The sequence below is a fragment of the Xenorhabdus aichiensis genome, from assembly GCF_028598775.1.
Classification (GTDB): Bacteria; Pseudomonadota; Gammaproteobacteria; order Enterobacterales; family Enterobacteriaceae; genus Xenorhabdus; species Xenorhabdus bovienii.
Window position 1 is genome coordinate 1 of the sequence record NZ_JAQRFO010000038.1, and the last position, 17,109, is coordinate 17,109.

12 protein-coding genes and 1 other RNA gene are annotated in these 17,109 nt (G+C 46.4%); 7 read left to right on the top strand and 6 right to left on the bottom strand.

Annotation, left to right across the window (positions count from 1 at the left end):
• Nucleotides 1-679: 679 nt before the first annotated feature.
• A complete protein-coding gene (locus PSI22_RS15405; RefSeq protein ID WP_254851559.1) occupies nucleotides 680-1,075 on the top strand; it encodes a DoxX family protein in 396 nt (131 codons plus the stop codon).
• A gap of 84 nt (nucleotides 1,076-1,159) precedes the next feature.
• On the opposite strand, the gene PSI22_RS15410 is transcribed toward PSI22_RS15405, so the two are convergent.
• On the bottom strand, nucleotides 1,160-2,056 hold the full coding sequence (locus PSI22_RS15410; RefSeq protein WP_273580512.1) for a LysR family transcriptional regulator: 897 nt from the start codon (nucleotides 2,054-2,056) through the stop codon (nucleotides 1,160-1,162).
• Nucleotides 2,057-2,214: 158 nt separating this feature from the next.
• On the opposite strand from PSI22_RS15410, the gene PSI22_RS15415 reads away from it, so the two are divergent.
• Complete coding sequence (locus PSI22_RS15415; protein WP_273580513.1) at nucleotides 2,215-2,916, top strand: pirin family protein; 702 nt, start codon at nucleotides 2,215-2,217, stop codon at nucleotides 2,914-2,916.
• An 81-nt stretch (nucleotides 2,917-2,997) separates the two neighbouring features.
• Here the strand turns inward: PSI22_RS15415 and rnpB are convergent.
• Nucleotides 2,998-3,386, bottom strand: an RNA gene (gene rnpB, locus PSI22_RS15420) — RNase P RNA component class A.
• A gap of 43 nt (nucleotides 3,387-3,429) precedes the next feature.
• Nucleotides 3,430-4,302, bottom strand: a complete 873-nt coding sequence (gene rsmI / locus PSI22_RS15425; protein ID WP_273580514.1) for a 16S rRNA (cytidine(1402)-2'-O)-methyltransferase — start codon at nucleotides 4,300-4,302, stop codon at nucleotides 3,430-3,432.
• A 63-nt stretch (nucleotides 4,303-4,365) separates the two neighbouring features.
• On the opposite strand from rsmI, the gene PSI22_RS15430 reads away from it, so the two are divergent.
• The 4 genes from PSI22_RS15430 to dolP all read left to right on the top strand — a co-directional run bounded on the left by PSI22_RS15430 (nucleotide 4,366) and on the right by dolP (nucleotide 7,974).
• Nucleotides 4,366-6,216, top strand: coding sequence for a penicillin-binding protein activator (locus tag PSI22_RS15430; RefSeq protein WP_273580515.1), 1,851 nt, complete (start codon nucleotides 4,366-4,368; stop codon nucleotides 6,214-6,216).
• Between the two features lie 106 nt (nucleotides 6,217-6,322).
• A complete protein-coding gene (locus PSI22_RS15435) occupies nucleotides 6,323-6,685 on the top strand; it encodes a YraN family protein (RefSeq protein WP_273580516.1) in 363 nt (120 codons plus the stop codon).
• Between the two features lie 111 nt (nucleotides 6,686-6,796).
• Entirely contained in the window at nucleotides 6,797-7,387 is a 591-nt protein-coding gene (gene diaA / locus PSI22_RS15440; RefSeq protein WP_012990161.1) for a DnaA initiator-associating protein DiaA, read from the top strand.
• Nucleotides 7,388-7,398: 11 nt separating this feature from the next.
• Nucleotides 7,399-7,974: a division/outer membrane stress-associated lipid-binding lipoprotein gene (dolP, locus tag PSI22_RS15445; protein ID WP_238098658.1), complete on the top strand. Its 576-nt coding sequence runs from the start codon at nucleotides 7,399-7,401 to the stop codon at nucleotides 7,972-7,974.
• A 70-nt stretch (nucleotides 7,975-8,044) separates the two neighbouring features.
• On the opposite strand, the gene mtgA is transcribed toward dolP, so the two are convergent.
• From mtgA to arcB, 3 genes are all read right to left on the bottom strand, one after another.
• Nucleotides 8,045-8,761: a monofunctional biosynthetic peptidoglycan transglycosylase gene (gene mtgA / locus PSI22_RS15450; protein WP_273580517.1), complete on the bottom strand. Its 717-nt coding sequence runs from the start codon at nucleotides 8,759-8,761 to the stop codon at nucleotides 8,045-8,047.
• A 4-nt stretch (nucleotides 8,762-8,765) separates the two neighbouring features.
• Complete coding sequence (gene elbB / locus PSI22_RS15455; protein WP_273580518.1) at nucleotides 8,766-9,419, bottom strand: isoprenoid biosynthesis glyoxalase ElbB; 654 nt, start codon at nucleotides 9,417-9,419, stop codon at nucleotides 8,766-8,768.
• Nucleotides 9,420-9,655: 236 nt separating this feature from the next.
• The gene (arcB, locus tag PSI22_RS15460) at nucleotides 9,656-11,992 is read right to left on the bottom strand and encodes an aerobic respiration two-component sensor histidine kinase ArcB (protein ID WP_273580519.1); all 2,337 of its coding nucleotides are present in this window, start codon (nucleotides 11,990-11,992) and stop codon (nucleotides 9,656-9,658) included.
• 656 nt (nucleotides 11,993-12,648) lie between these two features.
• On the opposite strand from arcB, the gene gltB reads away from it, so the two are divergent.
• On the top strand, nucleotides 12,649-17,106 hold the full coding sequence (gltB, locus tag PSI22_RS15465) for a glutamate synthase large subunit (protein ID WP_273580520.1): 4,458 nt from the start codon (nucleotides 12,649-12,651) through the stop codon (nucleotides 17,104-17,106).
• Nucleotides 17,107-17,109: the final 3 nt, after the last annotated feature.

Below are 17,109 nucleotides of genomic sequence, written 5' to 3' on the forward strand. Positions count from 1 at the left end.
TTTAGTCTTGAAAAAAACCATCCTTATAGGGGTAGTTTTCTCAAGATTAAACAGTCCTAGTAAAACTGCTCAATCGTGGTAACAGGCTTGAACAGAAGCTGTCACCGAAAATATTCTTCTAATGCACCCTTAAAAATATTAATTATTTCAATCAGTTATTTTAGACTCACGACACGCATCTTGTACAAGCCTGTTACCGGGGCTGCTGCCAGTGGCGTTTCGTGTCTGTCGGAGTTGGGATCATGCGGCTAGTTACCTGACAAGGCGCAGCAGTCGGACTGAATGGGGGTTCGTGCATACAGGAGTCACTTGGGAAAACGGATAAAATAGCATGATAATATTTAAATAAACCTACATTTTCAATAAGTTATATGGACATAAAGAAGGTTCATTTCTTGCATAGAATACGTGTGTAATACATTGAACGAGCGTTAATGCTATTTTCAGCTCTCGACTCTTTCTCATTCTCTTTCAAATCCTTTTACGTATGTTAAGTAATTCCTTCAAAAAAACTGCAATAAATTGTTAATATTCCTTACTATCAACAAATAACATCTCTCCCTAGAATACCTGACATCAACTTATGATTAACAAATTGTGCTTTTTAGCTCACTTATTAGTCATTGAAAATATAAACAGACATTTTATTATCATTGCCTTCTGTATCTTGGAGACGTTCATGAAAAAATTTGAAGATAGTGGCCTGCTGACGGCACGCATTTTAATATCAGTCCTGTTCATTATCGCAGGATATGGGAAGCTGGGTGATGCTTATGCGGGGACACAGCAGTTCATGGAGGCAATGAAGGTTCCGGGAATTTTACTGCCACTCACTATCTTACTTGAACTGGGTGGTGGCCTTGCCGTACTGTTCGGCCTGCTGACGCGTACCACTGCGGTATTTACGTTTATTTTCTGTATTCTGACAGCACTTCTGTTCCATAACGATTTTTCAGATGGTATGAACCAAACGATGTTCCTGAAAAATATGGCTATCGGTGCAGGTTATCTGCTACTGGCGATGATGGGGCCCGGAAAATTCAGTATTGACCGCGTACTGAATAAAAACTGGTAATTACCGGCCATTTCAAAATTATCCTCTATTGCGAAAAGCCCCTGGCTGTCGATTATCAGTAAGGGGCTTCATTTCATTGATATTTTATTGCTTCATAAACAGTTTGGGTATTTCACGCAGGCACCATGACTTGGCCTCGCCCATACTATCGCGCCGCCATGCCATGATAATGTTGGTTTCATGGCTGTATTCCGAACCAATAACCCGTAGTCGTTTTTCGGCAATGTCCTGCTCTACCATCGGGTATGGCATCGTTGCTACCCCCAAACCCGCCAACAGTGCACGACGCTTGTCCTCCAGCGTACTGACAGTTAATCGCGCTTGTTTATCCAATAATTTCACTGTCAGCACAGGGCGCTCCCTTGCCGTATCAGCAACCGCTATTCCACGGTACTTGACCCGCGTGGCATCAGACAAAGGTTCGGGTTCATGGTGGATAGGATGATCCACACTGGCAACATAGACGTTATTTATGGAATAAAGCGTGCGTGAATTGATTTCCGCAGATGGCCTGAAATGGATATCTGGTGCGATAACAATATCAGCATACCCCGTTTCCAGCCGTTCCCAAGCCCCTGCCAGCACTTCCGTCATTAATGAGAGCTGTGTATTCGATTTTTTCGCCAGTTTATCCACAAGGGGGAACAGCGATACAACAGGAAACAACGCCTCACAGACGATAGTCAGGTGAGTTTCCCATCCACGGGCAAGGGCTTCTGCATCTGCCGTGAGCTTATCTGCGGCTTCGAGCAGTAACCGCCCTCGCTCCAGCAACATCCGGCCAACATTGGTAAATTTCGTGCGATGGCCCGATCGATCAAACAACACAACATCCAGCTCTTCTTCCAATTTCTGCATGGTATAGCTTAATGCAGAAGGCACGCGCCCTAATTCATCCGCCGCTGCCGCAAAACTTCCCCGTCGGTCTATCGCATCCATGACGCGCAGGGATTCCAATGTAAGCGCTCGTTCTTTACCCATCTTTTTCTCAATCAGTAATTTTGAATATAGCAACCAGATTAACTGGCTAACATTTCAACGTCCAGATAATTAAGATCAAGCAAAATTAGGTTTATATCCAATAGATTTCAAGCTGCAACTTGAAAGATGACGGGCGTATTGGCAAAGAGATGACGGTCATGATAATAACTAGAACAGCAAATCAATGCGGTAAAGCCGATTATGGCTGGCTAAAAGCGCGCTATACTTTTTCATTCGGACACTATTTCGACCCAAAATTTTTGAACTATGGCGCACTGCGTGTCCTTAATCAGGAAGTCCTTGCGCCTAAGGCTGAATTTCAGCCAAAAGCGTATCCCCACGTCGATATTCTGAATATTATCCTGCAAGGGGAAGCCCAATACCGTGACAGTGAGGGAACTCATATTCATGCACGCCAAGGAGACTGCCTGCTGTTTTCCGCCCGTCAGGGCATTCGCTACAGTGAGCATAATATCAGCGATGAAATCCCGCTGACACGCCTGCAACTCTGGCTCAATGCCTGCCCGGAACAGGAGCCACAACCGTTGCAACGCACAGTACTGCCAAACCGACCATTAACATTACTGGCCTCTCCCTCGTCAGAAAACAAGAGTATGTATCTGCGCCAACAGGTGTGGATAAGCTATCTGGTGATCAAAACCAGTGATACACAAACTCTACCTTTGCGGGGAAAAAATGCTTATCTGCAATCCATTCGTGGCAATGCAAAGATCAGCGGCAGCAATCATGCCAACGTGGAAATCAAATGTGGGGATGGGGTATTTATTCAGGAAGAACTGCTGCTAAAACTGCGGGCAGAAACACCATTTCAGGGGCTGCTAATCGATTTGGGTGGCTGATTTTCATACTCTGACAGCACATTTTCATCTGCCTTGAAAAAGAATAAGCCCTATAAAGCCAAAGCTCTATAGGGCTGAATCTGGTGGAGTTGACCGATAAGCCGGGTTCTGTCGTGGACAATCATTCATCTAGGCCAGAACTTGCGCGCTGGCTCAAGCAACCTACCCGGGTTCAGTACGGGCCGTACCATGTGAACCTCTATTTGGTCTTGCTCCGGGTGGAGTTTACCGTGCCACGGACTGTTGCCAGCCGCGCGGTGCGCTCTTACCGCACCCTTTCACCCTTACCTGATCCCACTCTTATTTTTGCAAATAAAAATGAGCCATCGGCGGTTTGCTCTCTGTTGCACTGGTCGTAGGCTTTCACCCCCCAGACGTTATCTGGCACCCTGCCCTGTGGAGCCCGGACTTTCCTCCCCTTTACTTCTCCCAAAAGAGAGCGGTAAAGCAGCGATTGTCTAGTCAACTCCGGCGCGGATTATAAGGGGTTTAATATCCGATGTATAGGTCTTTTCACGCACCTTCTTCGATTTGCTCAAGGGCATAGCGATACAGTGCGTTTTTCTTCACGCCATGAATCTCTGCCGCCAATGCCGCCGCCTTCTTCAAGGGCAGTTCTTTTTGCAGCAGGGCCAGTGTCCGTAAGGCTTCTGGCGGCAGGCAATCTTCCGCCGGTTTACGATACCCTTCAACAATCAGCACCATTTCTCCCCGGCGACGGGTTTCATCTTCTCTGATCCATGCCAAAAGCTCACCCACAGGCATGCCCTTAATGGATTCCCACGTTTTGGTCAGTTCCCGCGCCAGCACGACATAACGATCAGCGCCCCACACTTCCACAATATCTTCTAAACTGTCCAACAGACGATGTGTCGATTCATAGAAGATAAGTGTTCGCGGCTCCTGCGCCAAATCGCGCAGTGTATCTTGGCGCCCCTTACTTTTTGCCGGTAGAAAACCTTCGTAGCAAAAACGATCGGAAGGCAATCCGGCGGCAGACAGCGCTGTGATTGCCGCACAGGGGCCCGGCAATGGAACCACTTTAATTCCCGCTTCACGGCAACGGCGGACAACATGGTAGCCCGGATCGTTGATTAATGGTGTTCCTGCATCAGACACAAGAGCAATACTCAAACCTTGCTCTAATTTCGCAATTAATTGATCTGCTTTCTGCTGTTCATTATGATCATGAAGTGCGAACATGCGCGCATTAATGGCAAAATGTTGAAGCAATAGGCCTGTGTGTCGCGTATCTTCGGCTGCAATCAGATCGACATATTTAAGAACTTCAAGTGCGCGCTGGGTGATATCCCCAAGGTTTCCGATAGGGGTTGGCACAACATACAGCGTGGATGTCGTAACCACTGCTCGATTGGTTTGATTCATTGTTTCATCCGAATGACCGATTTAAAATTGAGCATCTTTGAAAAAAACATCACTGGATACAGTATGCTTCCCTCAATTTTTGTGCGTTTCAAAACTGGTTTAGTCTGCACAGCACTGCTGTCGACTATGATTATTGCAGGGTGTACCACGCCAGAACAGCAAGGGCAACCACCTTCTAAGCCACAGGACAACATCAGCGCAGAGATTAACCGCTATCAAGCCATTATTTATGCAGCCCATAATCAACCGTCTTTGGATGTTATCCGCGCTTATATTGCGCTGGAAACACATACCGCAGACGAAGCTGCCCACCAGAAAAACATTGATGATACATGGCAGGCACTGACGCATCTTTCCCCGCAACAATTGGGCGAACTGGTGATTAATGCCAATGAGTATACGCTTCAGGGCTGGCTCGACCTACTCAATGCCTATCATGTCAATAAACAAGATCTAGATAAGCTGCGTACTGCCATCAATGACTGGCGTATCCGCTATCCCGATAACCCGGCTATGCGCAGTTTGCCCACTTCGCTGCAACAAATGCTGCTCAAGCCAAAGGACAACCATGCCACTATCGGGCTATTCCTCCCCCTGAGCGGTCAGGCAAAAGTGTTCGGTGAGGCAATCCGCCAAGGCTTCCTTGATGCACAAAAAGGACTGCCACAGCCAACTTTACCTGTGAATGCTACCGATACAGCCAATACAAATTCTGCCAACACAATGGCGGCAAATATAGCGAATGCAGGCTCCGAAAACTCAGCCGTGAAAGCTACCACATCAGAGCCAGAAGCAGCAAATACGGCTGAAGCTGCACTATCATCTTCCCCAGCATCAGCCACTTCAATCTCTATTGCTGCTGTCCCCGTCAACGATCAGTCTGTGAAAGTCTATGACACCAACAGCCAGCCACTCTCTAACCTGCTGGCACAAGCTGAACAAGATGGTGTTACGCTGGTCGTTGGACCATTGCTAAAACCGAATGTGGAACAATTGGTACAAATTAATACGCCATTGAACATTCTTGCGCTCAACGAACTGGACGTATCACAATCGCGGCCCAATATCTGCTATTTCTCCCTGTCTCCCGAAGATGAAGCTAAAAATGCGGCTTTGCATCTCTGGCATCAGCAAAAACGCAATCCATTGGTATTAGTGCCACGTACCGAGCTAGGTAATCGGGTAACAAAAGCCTTTGCAGAAGAATGGCAGAAATTGGGCGGTAATGTGGCTTTGCAGCAGACTTTCGGAACACAGGATGAAATGAAGCAATCCATCAATCGTGGTATGGGCATTCGTCTATCTGGTACGCCAATTCCAGTCAGTGCATCACAGCCCAAAACGAACGAATCAGTGATCTCCACAAGCGCTCCCACAAGCTCTGCCGGTGGTGCTGTCGATGCCGTTTACATTGCCGCAACAACGGATGAATTGACCCTCATCAAGCCAATGATCGATATGGCAATCAGTTCCCGTAAAAAACCCGCACTCTATGCCAACTCACGCAGTAATAAGGCGGGTGTAGGGCCTGACTTCCGTCTGGAAATGGAAGGTATGCAGTTTAGTGATATTCCATTGCTGACAGGCGTCAATTTACCATTAATGCAGCAGGCCGCCAGCAAATTTGCCAATGACTATTCTCTGATGCGTCTCTATGCCATGGGCATAGATGCATGGTCACTGGCCAATCAGTTTACACAGCTACAGCAAGGCACCGAGTTCCACATGAAGGGTGCGTCGGGAGAGCTTTCCGTCACAAATAACTGTACAATATTACGCCAGCTAGCGTGGATGCAATTTAATAACGGACGCATCACTATCGAGAATAATGCGGCCAATAATATTGACGCCACTGTTGACAACACCGTTAACAAAAATACTGACAGCAGTAACGCAGTACAATTAATGCCATAAGTAACGTAAAAATGGGCGCGATCACTATTGCATGATGACGCGCCCTCAACGTCACTGGCTTGTTAGCTAATCAACATAATATTTTCGTTTTAATGGTCATTTCAGGATGAAAAAACCAAGCATCAATCGCTATGCGCAGGGACGCCATTACGAGCAGCAGGTTAAACAGTTTCTGCAACAACAGGGGCTTGTCTTTGTTGCGGAGAATGTGAAAATTCGGGGTGGGGAAATTGATCTGATTATGCGTGATAAACAGACATGGGTATTTGTCGAGGTTCGTTTCCGCCAAAACGCAACATATGGTGATGCCATTGCTACAATTACCCAGAGCAAGCGCAGAAAAATATTGTATACAGCTTCTGTCTGGCTGTATCAACGCAACGAGTGTCTGGAAACGGCCTCGTGTCGCTTTGATATTTGTGCAATTACAGGTCAGAAATTTGAATGGCTAAAAAATGCCTTCACCTGAATGAAAACCTATTGCTATACCCAATAGATTTCAAGTAGCAGCTTGAAAGATCAAGGGTATATAGGCTATCACTCTCTACATAAAACAGATTATCAATATATAGGTCATAACGTGCTGGATAGAATTAAAGTCTGCTTTACAGAAAGTATTCAAACTCAAATCGCAGCAGCAGAGGCATTGCCCGACGCAATATCACGCGCCGCAATGATGATGGTTCAATCACTGCTGAACGGCAACAAAATCCTTTGCTGTGGCAATGGTGGCTCTGCCGCGACAGCACAGCGTTTTGCTGCCAGTATGATAAACCGATTTGAGACAGAGCGGCCAAGCCTGCCAGCTCTGTCTCTGAATGCTGATAACGTGGTGATCACTTCCATCGCCAACAGTAAGCAGCCAGACGAAATCTACGCCAAACAGGTCAGAGCGCTGGGACATGCTGGAGACGTTCTGCTTGCCATCTCTACGCACGGAAACAGCCGGGATATCATCAAGGCGGTGGAAGCGGCTGTCACGCGCGATATGACGATTGTCGCACTGACCGGTTATGATGGTGGTGAACTAGCAGGCTTACTGGGACCACAGGATGTAGAAATCCGCATCCCTTCGCATCACAGTATCAGAATTCAAGAAGTTCATATGCTGACAATTAACTGTCTGTGCGACTTAATCGATAATACGTTATTTCCTCATCAGGATGACTAAGGAGCTAAATAATGCGGCTATTTTCTCTATTAATAGTATTTTGTAGTGCAATGTTATTACAGGGATGTATTGGTGCCGCCGTCGTGGGTTCTGCCGCGATTGCGACAAAAGCGGGTAGTGACCCCCGGTCAATTGGTCAACAGGTTGACGATGGCACGCTGGAAGCCCGCGTCAGCAATGCCATCAGCAAAGATCCGCAAATTAAGGCACAAGCCCGCATAATTGTGACTGTTTATCAGGGTAGAGTGCTGCTAACTGGACAAAGCCCGGATCTGCAACTGGCTGATCGGGCAAAACAGCTCGCCTCAAAGGTCGAAGGCACTGAAGTGGTATATAACGAAGTCCGTCAAGGTAATCCTGTTGACCTGGGTACGGCCTCTGTAGACACTTGGCTGACAACCAAAGTACGTTCCAAGATTTTAGCCAGTGATTCAGTGAAGTCATCGAATATCAAGGTCGTCACTGAAAATGGTGAAGTCTTTTTGTTTGGTATTGTCACCAGACAGGAAGGTACAGATGCTGCGAAGATAGCCAGTGAAACCAGCGGTGTTAAGCGCGTGACAACGGCATTCACTTATCTCAATTGAGATCCCGTTGAACATCAACTGTACGTATAGCGGCACAAGTCAGTGCCGCTTTTATTTGAGCATCTCATTGCTATCTCAATTTATTTTGTTTCAGATAACTTTCTCCCCCTAGCAGCCGCATTTGCCGCAAAATCCACTGCTGACGTTGCAACAAATAAGCTGAAGGCGCGTCAACTTTATAACGATGAGGATTGGGTAACACCGCTGCCAGTAATGCCGCTTCAGAGGCAGTCAAACGATTAGCCGATTTACCAAAGTAATGCCGTGCCGCCTCTTCCACACCAAAAATGCCATGACCAAATTCAGCAATATTGAGATAGACCGTCAAAATACGTTTCTTTGACCATAACAATTCCAAAACAACGGCCATCCCTGCTTCCAATCCCTTTCTCACCCAACTGCGCCCTTCCCACAAGAACAAATTCTTGGCGGTTTGCTGGGTAATAGTGGAAGCGCCACGTATCCGCTTCTGAAATTTTTTATTATGTGCCATCGCCGTTTCGATAGCCTCAAAATCCAATCCCCAATGTTTTGGAAACTTTTGATCTTCGGCCGCAATGACGGCTAATGTCATATAAGGTGAAATTTGATTCTGATCTATCCATGAGGAACGGGAAACATAAGATAAATTAATTGACATTAAGGCGCTGATTTGACGCTCTGCCATTACCATAGAAAACGGCACCGGCAGAAACGAAAACAAAATTACAGCAACGAACCACAGAATTGTGATCGCAAGCACAATTTTTTTCAACCAGGGCCACAATATTGAAAAAGGATTTTTCATCCGATTACTCAATCATTTCCAATATTTTGCGAACCAATTTATCAATTCCTTGTTCAGCCTGAGATAGAGATTCCGCAAGCATATAAGCTGGAGTTGTTACAATTTTGTTTTTAAAATCAATAACTATGTCATCGACTGGGCACTCAATGTGAATCCCTCCCATTGCCTCTATTTGTGCCGCAGTTTCTGGGTCATTACCGATGGTTACTTTTATCGGCCTGCCTAATATTTTAGCTACCATGACGGGAGCAATGCACATAAACCCCATAGGCTTGCCCTGCTGATGCATAGAACGCACTATACTTAATAAATATTTATTTATTTCACACTCTGACCCTTTAAATGCGAAATTACACAAATTCTTAGCGACGCCAAAACCACCCGGAATAATCAGCGCATCCAAGGCATTAGTATCAACCTGAGATAAAGGCTGGATATTTCCGCGTGTTATTCGAGCAGACTCCTGCATTATGTTGCGAGTTTCTTTTTGCTCCTCCCCATTAAGGTGATTAATTACATGATGTTGTACTTCATCAGGCGAAAAAAAAGACACTTTGGCACCCAAGCGACTCAAAGAGAGCATAGTCAGGACTGATTCGTGAATTTCACTTCCGTCATAGACTCCGCATCCACTTAATATAACTGCAACGCATTTCATATTTATCTCCATTTGTAGTAGATTAATGCTTAACCCCTTAGAGGGTTAAACACCAATCTTCATCACAGATTTTAATGAATCTTGTAACAAAAAATCTTATCTTTGCTATGTTGGTACCTGTGTTCAGTACGGAAGAATTTTTTAACTACTCGCGCCGAAAATAAATTTTAGATAAGCGGGTAGACAAGTTTCCCTGGTGTTGGCGCAGTATTCGCGCACCCCAACTTCGGTTGGGGTTATTTTTTTGTAGCGTCAGTTAACCAGTTTCTCAATGTTTCCGTATCACTTCTCCATTCCAATTTTAACTCATCCACCCATTCTTGAACGTTATCCCACCATGCAGGTAAATCAGGTGATTGAATCTGCTGTGCCAATTGCTGTAAGTGACGTAATCCAACAGAACCCGCCGCTCCCTTGATTTTATGGGCCTCCTCCGTGATCCCTTTCTGATCCCTCGCGGTCATATTTGAATCCAGCAAGGCAAGGTAACTTGGCATCATGGTTTCAAAAATTTTCAGGTTATCAGCAATCATTTTTGGCCCGACCAAATCGATATATTGATTGAGCATCTCTGTATCAAGTAAATCTTCGTTCTTCTTCACAACCTTTGTCTCCTGTAATGTCTGTTCAGGCTCAGGCGCCTTACCCCAGAATTTCTCCATCACGGCGGTCAGTTCCTTGATAGAGAGCGGCTTACTGAGCACATCATCCATTCCTACATCAAGATATTCTCTTTTATCCTTCAACACATTGGCAGTCAACGCAACCAACGGAGGAAGTGACTGGCTTGGATAGCGCTGGTGTAATTGGCGGGCAATATCCAACCCAGTCATATCCGGTAACTGAATATCGAGTAACACTAAGTCATATTCATCAGGATCAAACATCATCAATGCGTCATGCCCATTCATAGCAACATCGACACTATTTCCCAGTTTCTCCAGAACGGAGCGGGCAACAATGACGTTCAGTTCAATATCTTCAACCAACAGGATGTTGAGTGCAGGCAATGGCAATTCGCTCTCTTCCTGTCCTTCTGATTTTTCATCAACAGCAGGGGCAACAATAGACAATGTAAAACAGGAGCCTTGATCCACTGTGCTTTCCACGACAATATCTCCCCCCATGCTTTGGGCAAGGCGTTTAGAGACGGCAAGCCCGATACCGGTTCCGGTTGCCGGGCGCCCACCCGCACTGTCTGTTACCTGATAATACATGGCGAAAATTTTTTCCAACTCACTAGAAGGAATGCCAATTCCGGAATCGGTGACTTCAAATAACAGCCGCTCGCCTCCTTCACGCCAGATGCGAACCCGAATCTCGCCTTTCTGAGTAAATTTCACGGCATTGCCGATCAGGTTCCACAAGATTTGCCGCAAACGGGTACCATCAGTCAAGATTTTAGCTGGCAATGGTAATTCCGGTTCCAGTACAAACCGAATGCCTTTCGGCTGTGCCAGTAGCCCTGACAGATTTTCCAAATCAGCCATAAAGCCCGTGAAGTCAATCTGCTGGTTATCAAGCTGGACTTTACGGCGCTCAATTTTATCCAACTCAATAATATCATTGAAAATATTACCAAGAGTGATAGCACTGACATGGATAGTTTTCAGATATTTACACTGTTCTGGCGTCAGATCAGTGTCCATCAGGATGCGACTCAGACCAACAATGCCATTCAAAGGCGTACGAAGCTCATGGCTAATCGTTGAGATAAAGGTCGTCTTATCCCTGCTGGCATTCTCCAACGCGTCCTGATAGCGTTTACGTTCCGTTATATCGCGCCCAAACCCCATCAGACCGTGCCTTTTCCCAACGCGATCATAAAAAGGAACTTTTCTGAGTTCAAAACAGGCTTTACGCCCATCGGGATAAACCAACCACTGTTCGTAAGTCAACGATACATTGTGACGAAACACTTTTTCATCGGTTTCCATCACCTTACTGGCGACTTCTTTATCGTAAACCTCCGTCGGTGTCAGGCCGATAAGTTGTTTTTCACTTTTGCCCGTCAGCAGTTCCATCGCACGGTTACAACCGGAAAATTCATTGTCTTCATTACGGTAATAAACCAAGTCGGGAGAAGCATCAAGAAATGAACGCAGCAGAATCGATTGCTGCTCAAGTTCACTCTGAGTTTTTTCACGATGCTCCATTTCCGACTTTAATTTATCCAACAGTACCAAATGCGTTTTTTCTGCTTTTTCTCTGTCATTGATTTCATGATTTAATTGAGCAATATTTTCTTTAAGTTGCAGGTTCAATTTGGCATCACGCTGGCGCATTTCCTCCAGTTTTGCGACCAGGCTGGATAAACGCTGGCGGGATTCTTCAAGTTGCTCCACCACAATGGAAATAAAATAAACCGCCCAAGGCGTGATCAATAAACCAAAAAAGATAGAGCCAATTAAATCAGTTCGTTGTACTTCTCCACGCCAGTGTAAAGTGATCGCTATCTGTATCACCATCGCAAGGATAATGAGAACAGATGCAAGCAGTAACGAAAAACGCACAAGCCCTAATTTCATCATCAAATCGACATAATACTGGGCAAATCTCCTGATCCGCTTCATAACAACTCCAAGTAAAATCACCAGATTGAATCATAACGCAAAATAAACTCAACTTTATTGAGGGATATCACCCCAACACCCACAAGAATAAATAGTCATAAAAATAGAATATTTAATCGATATTTATTTTAAAAATTCTTTCAGAACAAAAAGCAATCAATTATTTATTCTCAGTCAACACAAAATACACAATTTAATTCCATTAAATAAAATAAAATAAGATTAAAATCTCGCAATAATGCACTTTAAAAGAATATTTAAAATAAATATTATGCAGTATTTAGTGATATAGCTCACAACATCTCAGATTAATGATTTCAGTCACAAAATACAAAACGACGATCATTTTTATTTTAATTCAAATGGATATGATTATTCTTGTTGCAAAAAACGCGATCTGGCACGATTTGACCTGCTCTATTTTTCTCGCTAAGTTGGGAATCCACTGAAAATCACCTGTCGGATAATTCTCCGACTCATATTTATGCAGTGTCCTTATGCAGTGACATAACATCATTTTGATTTACCGCTTGTTATTGCCAATAAAGCAAGTGGTGTTTAGCTGAGGGCGCAAATCAGACGCCTGTAGCAATAATATATACCTATATCACCTTGCGGGTGATGTGAGAGTCGGACAGACCTTGGGGAGCTCTACCATGTTGTATGATAAATTGCAGGAAAAAGATAACTGTGGCTTTGGATTAATTGCGCACATTGAAGGGGAGCAAAGCCACAAGGTCGTGCGCACAGCCATACATGCGCTGGCTCGGATGCAGCATCGTGGCGCAATTCTGGCAGATGGCAAAACGGGCGATGGCTGCGGCTTATTAATGCAAAAGCCAGATCGGTTTTTCCAGATGATCGCCAGCGATCAGTCATGGCGGCTCGCCAAAAACTACGCTGTCGGCATGCTGTTTTTAAGTCAGGATGCCAAAACTGCCCAATCATGTCGTGACATTGTCGAACAAGAATTACAAAACGAAACCCTGTCCATTGTGGGTTGGCGGGAAGTCCCCATCAACCGCGATATTTTGGGCGAGATTGCCCTGTCAAGCCTCCCTCATATTGAGCAGATTTTTGTCAATGCCCCGGCCGGATGGCGGGCGCAAGATCTGGAACGCCGCTTATTCGTTGCCCGACGCCGTATAGAGAAACGCATCACTGATGACGATTTTTATGTTTGCAGCCTGTCCAATCTCGTCACGATTTACAAAGGACTGTGCATGGCTGCTGATTTGCCGCGCTTCTACCTCGATTTGGCGGATTTGCGGATGGAATCTTCTATCTGCCTATTTCACCAAAGATTTTCAACCAATACGGTTCCTCGCTGGCCGCTGGCACAACCGTTTCGCTATCTCGCCCACAACGGGGAAATCAATACCATCACCGGCAATCGTGAATGGGCAAGAGCAAGGGCCTATAAATTCCGGACACCACTGATCCCCGACTTACAAACTGCCGCGCCTTTCGTCAATGAAACTGGCTCAGATTCCAGTTCACTGGACAATATGCTGGAATTGTTCCTCAATGGCGGCATGGATTTAATTCGGGCAATGCGCCTGCTGGTTCCTCCCGCATGGCAAAATAATCCTGATATGGATGATGACCTGCGTGCATTCTTCGACTTCAACTCCATGCACATGGAGCCGTGGGATGGGCCTGCTGGCATCGTGATTTCCGATGGACGCTATGCAGCCTGTAATTTGGATCGCAACGGCCTGCGCCCCGCCCGTTATGTGATTACCAAAGATAAGCTGATCACTTGTGCTTCCGAAGTGGGCATTTGGGACTACCAACCTGATGAAGTCGTAGAAAAAGGACGCGTTGGCCCAGGTGAATTAATGGTGATCGACACCTATGAAGGTCGCATTCTCCACTCCGCTGAAACCGATAATGATTTGAAAATCCGCCATCCTTACAAAGAGTGGCTGGAAAAGAACGTCAAGCAACTGACCCCATTTGAGAAGCTGCCGGAAGATCAAATCGGTCAGCGTGATTTAGATGATCGGATGCTGGCGACTTATCACAAACAATTTGCCTACAGTCATGAAGAGCTGGATCAAATTATCCGTGTGCTCGGTGAGAATGGGCAGGAAGCCACGGGCTCAATGGGGGATGATACGCCGTTTGCGGTACTTTCCAGCCGTCCACGCGTCATTTATGACTATTTTCGTCAGCAATTCGCCCAAGTCACCAATCCCCCCATCGATCCACTGCGTGAAGCTCATGTCATGTCGCTGGCGACCCGTATTGGGCGGGAAATGAACGTCTTTTGTGAAGCAGAAGGTCAGGCGCATCGGCTGAGTTTTGAGTCCCCTGTGCTGCTCTATTCTGATTTTGTGCAGCTCACGACACAGCAAGAATCCTACTATCACGCTGAAACACTGGATTTGACGTTTAATCCACAGGAAACCAACCTCAAAAGTGCTGTCGCAACGTTGTGCGGACAAGCTGAAGAACTGATCCGCAACGGGGCAGTATTGCTGGTTCTGTCTGACCGAAATATTTCACCAGAGAAATTACCTATTCCTGCACCCATGGCTGTCGGAGCTATCCAGCACTGTCTGGTTGAGAAAAGTCTCCGCTGTGATGCTAACCTGATCGTAGAAACCGCCAGCGCCCGCGATCCACACCATTTTGCCGTGCTATTGGGCTTTGGTGCCACTGCGGTTTACCCCTATCTGGCGTATGAGTCACTGGGAAAAATGGTGGACGATGGCACGATCAACACGCCATATGTCCGCGTTATGCTGAACTATCGCAACGGCATCAATAAAGGGCTATATAAGATTATGTCCAAAATGGGCATTTCCACTATTTCCTCTTATCGCTGCTCCAAATTATTCGAAGCCGTCGGCCTGCATTCCGATGTGACAGATCTTTGTTTCAATGGCGTTGTCAGCCGTATTGAAGGGGCAGATTTCAACGATTTTGAACAAGATCTGCGTAATCTCTCCAAACGGGCGTGGCTACATCGCCATACCATTGATCAAGGGGGATTGCTGAAATATGTCCATGATGGGGAATATCACGCTTATAACCCCGATATCGTCAATACATTGCAGGCTGCTGTTCACAGTGGCAAATACAGTGATTACCAGAAATATTCCCAGTTAGTGAACGGCCGCCCCGCCACGACACTGAGAGATCTGCTCGCCATTTCCTCTAAAGAAGAGTCCATCGCCATTGAGGAAGTCGAACCAGCCGAATCCCTGTTCAAACGTTTTGACACGGCGGCCATGTCAATTGGTGCTCTAAGCCCTGAAGCCCATGAAGCACTGGCTGAGGCGATGAATACGCTGGGCGGTTTTTCCAATTCCGGTGAAGGAGGGGAGGATCCTGCGCGTTATGGCACGAAGAAAGTGTCCCGCATTAAACAAGTCGCTTCCGGACGTTTCGGGGTAACACCCGCGTATCTGAGCAGTGCTGATGTGATCCAGATAAAAGTTGCCCAAGGAGCAAAACCAGGGGAAGGCGGCCAGTTGCCGGGGGATAAGGTGACGCCTTATATTGCCAAACTGCGCTATTCCGTGCCGGGTGTAACGCTGATTTCACCGCCGCCGCATCACGATATTTATTCTATCGAAGATTTGGCTCAGTTAATTTTCGACCTTAAGCAGGTCAATCCGAAAGCGCTGATTTCAGTCAAACTGGTTTCAGAACCGGGCGTAGGAACCATTGCCACGGGAGTGGCAAAAGCCTATGCGGATTTGATCACCATTGCCGGTTATGACGGAGGAACAGGCGCAAGCCCGCTGTCATCAGTGAAATATGCCGGCTGTCCGTGGGAGCTGGGTCTGGTAGAAACTCAACAGGCGCTAGTCGCCAATGGGCTACGCCATAAAATCCGCCTTCAGGTTGATGGTGGATTGAAAACAGGTGTGGATATCATTAAGGCCGCCATTTTAGGTGCGGAAAGTTTCGGCTTCGGCACGGGGCCAATGGTTGCCCTCGGGTGTAAATATCTGCGGATCTGTCATCTGAATAACTGTGCCACTGGCGTGGCAACGCAAGATGAAAAATTGCGCAAGTCTCACTATCATGGTCTGCCTGAGCGCGTGATCAATTACTTCCGTTTCATTGCGCAGGAGACACGTGAGCTCATGGCTCAACTGGGCATACGGGAATTAACAGATCTGATTGGCCGGACAGACTTACTTCAGATATTGGAAGGCATTTCTGCCAAGCAAAGTAAGCTCAACCTTGAGCCGCTGCTGGAAACAGCACAACCCCACGAAGGCAAGGATCTGCATTGCACTGAAGATAACCCGTCATTTGATCAGGGTATTTTGAATAAAGATATCATCAAGCAGGCTATGCCTTATGTGAAAAATTCACAGAGTAAAAAACTTTATTTTGATATCCAAAATACTGACCGTTCCGTCGGAGCCTCACTGTCAGGTGAAATCGCCGCGTTGCATGGTGATCAGGGGCTGGCAGCCGATCCCATAAAGTTATACTTCACAGGAACAGCCGGACAAAGTTTTGGCGTCTGGAATGCAGGTGGCGTCGAATTGACATTAACTGGCGATGCCAATGATTACGTCGGCAAGGGGATGGCGGGTGGTCAAATTGTCATTCGACCTCCGGTTGGTTCTGCATTCAGAAGTAACGAAGCGACCATCATCGGTAATACCTGTCTTTATGGTGCAACAGGCGGAAAACTGTTTGCCGCCGGAAATGCAGGCGAACGCTTTGCCGTACGCAACTCAGGTGCCATCACGGTTATCGAAGGCATCGGTGATAATGGCTGTGAATATATGACCGGTGGGATCGTCTGTGTTCTGGGCAGCACAGGGGTGAATTTTGGCGCTGGCATGACTGGCGGATTCGCTTACGTCCTCGATGAGTTTGATGATTTCCGCAAGCGAGTCAACCCAGAATTGGTCGAAGTACTCTCAATAGATACCTTGGCCATTCACAAAGAACACTTGCGTGGATTGATCACCGAACACGTCCGATTGACTGGCTCCCAGCATGGCGAAAGCATACTGGAAAACTGGTCACAATGGGTCAATAAATTCGCGCTGGTTAAACCTAAATCCAGTGATGTCAGTGCATTGTTGGGGCACCGCAGCCGTTCTTCCGCAGAATTACGGGTTCAGGCGCAGTAAGGA

Excerpts from the sequence above, each read along its gene's own strand:
- gltB (WP_273580520.1), top strand. The coding sequence starts at position 12,649 with ATGTTGTATGATAAATTGCAGGAAAAAGATAACTGTGGCTTTGGATTA.
- PSI22_RS15405 (WP_254851559.1), top strand. The coding sequence starts at position 680 with ATGAAAAAATTTGAAGATAGTGGCCTGCTGACGGCACGCATTTTAATA.
- mtgA (WP_273580517.1), bottom strand. The coding sequence starts at position 8,761 with ATGAAAAATCCTTTTTCAATATTGTGGCCCTGGTTGAAAAAAATTGTG.
- dolP (WP_238098658.1), top strand. The coding sequence starts at position 7,399 with ATGCGGCTATTTTCTCTATTAATAGTATTTTGTAGTGCAATGTTATTA.
- PSI22_RS15415 (WP_273580513.1), top strand. The coding sequence starts at position 2,215 with ATGATAATAACTAGAACAGCAAATCAATGCGGTAAAGCCGATTATGGC.
- PSI22_RS15435 (WP_273580516.1), top strand. The coding sequence starts at position 6,323 with ATGAAAAAACCAAGCATCAATCGCTATGCGCAGGGACGCCATTACGAG.
- arcB (WP_273580519.1), bottom strand. The coding sequence starts at position 11,992 with ATGAAGCGGATCAGGAGATTTGCCCAGTATTATGTCGATTTGATGATG.
- elbB (WP_273580518.1), bottom strand. The coding sequence starts at position 9,419 with ATGAAATGCGTTGCAGTTATATTAAGTGGATGCGGAGTCTATGACGGA.
- PSI22_RS15410 (WP_273580512.1), bottom strand. The coding sequence starts at position 2,056 with ATGGGTAAAGAACGAGCGCTTACATTGGAATCCCTGCGCGTCATGGAT.
- PSI22_RS15430 (WP_273580515.1), top strand. The coding sequence starts at position 4,366 with ATGCTTCCCTCAATTTTTGTGCGTTTCAAAACTGGTTTAGTCTGCACA.
- rsmI (WP_273580514.1), bottom strand. The coding sequence starts at position 4,302 with ATGAATCAAACCAATCGAGCAGTGGTTACGACATCCACGCTGTATGTT.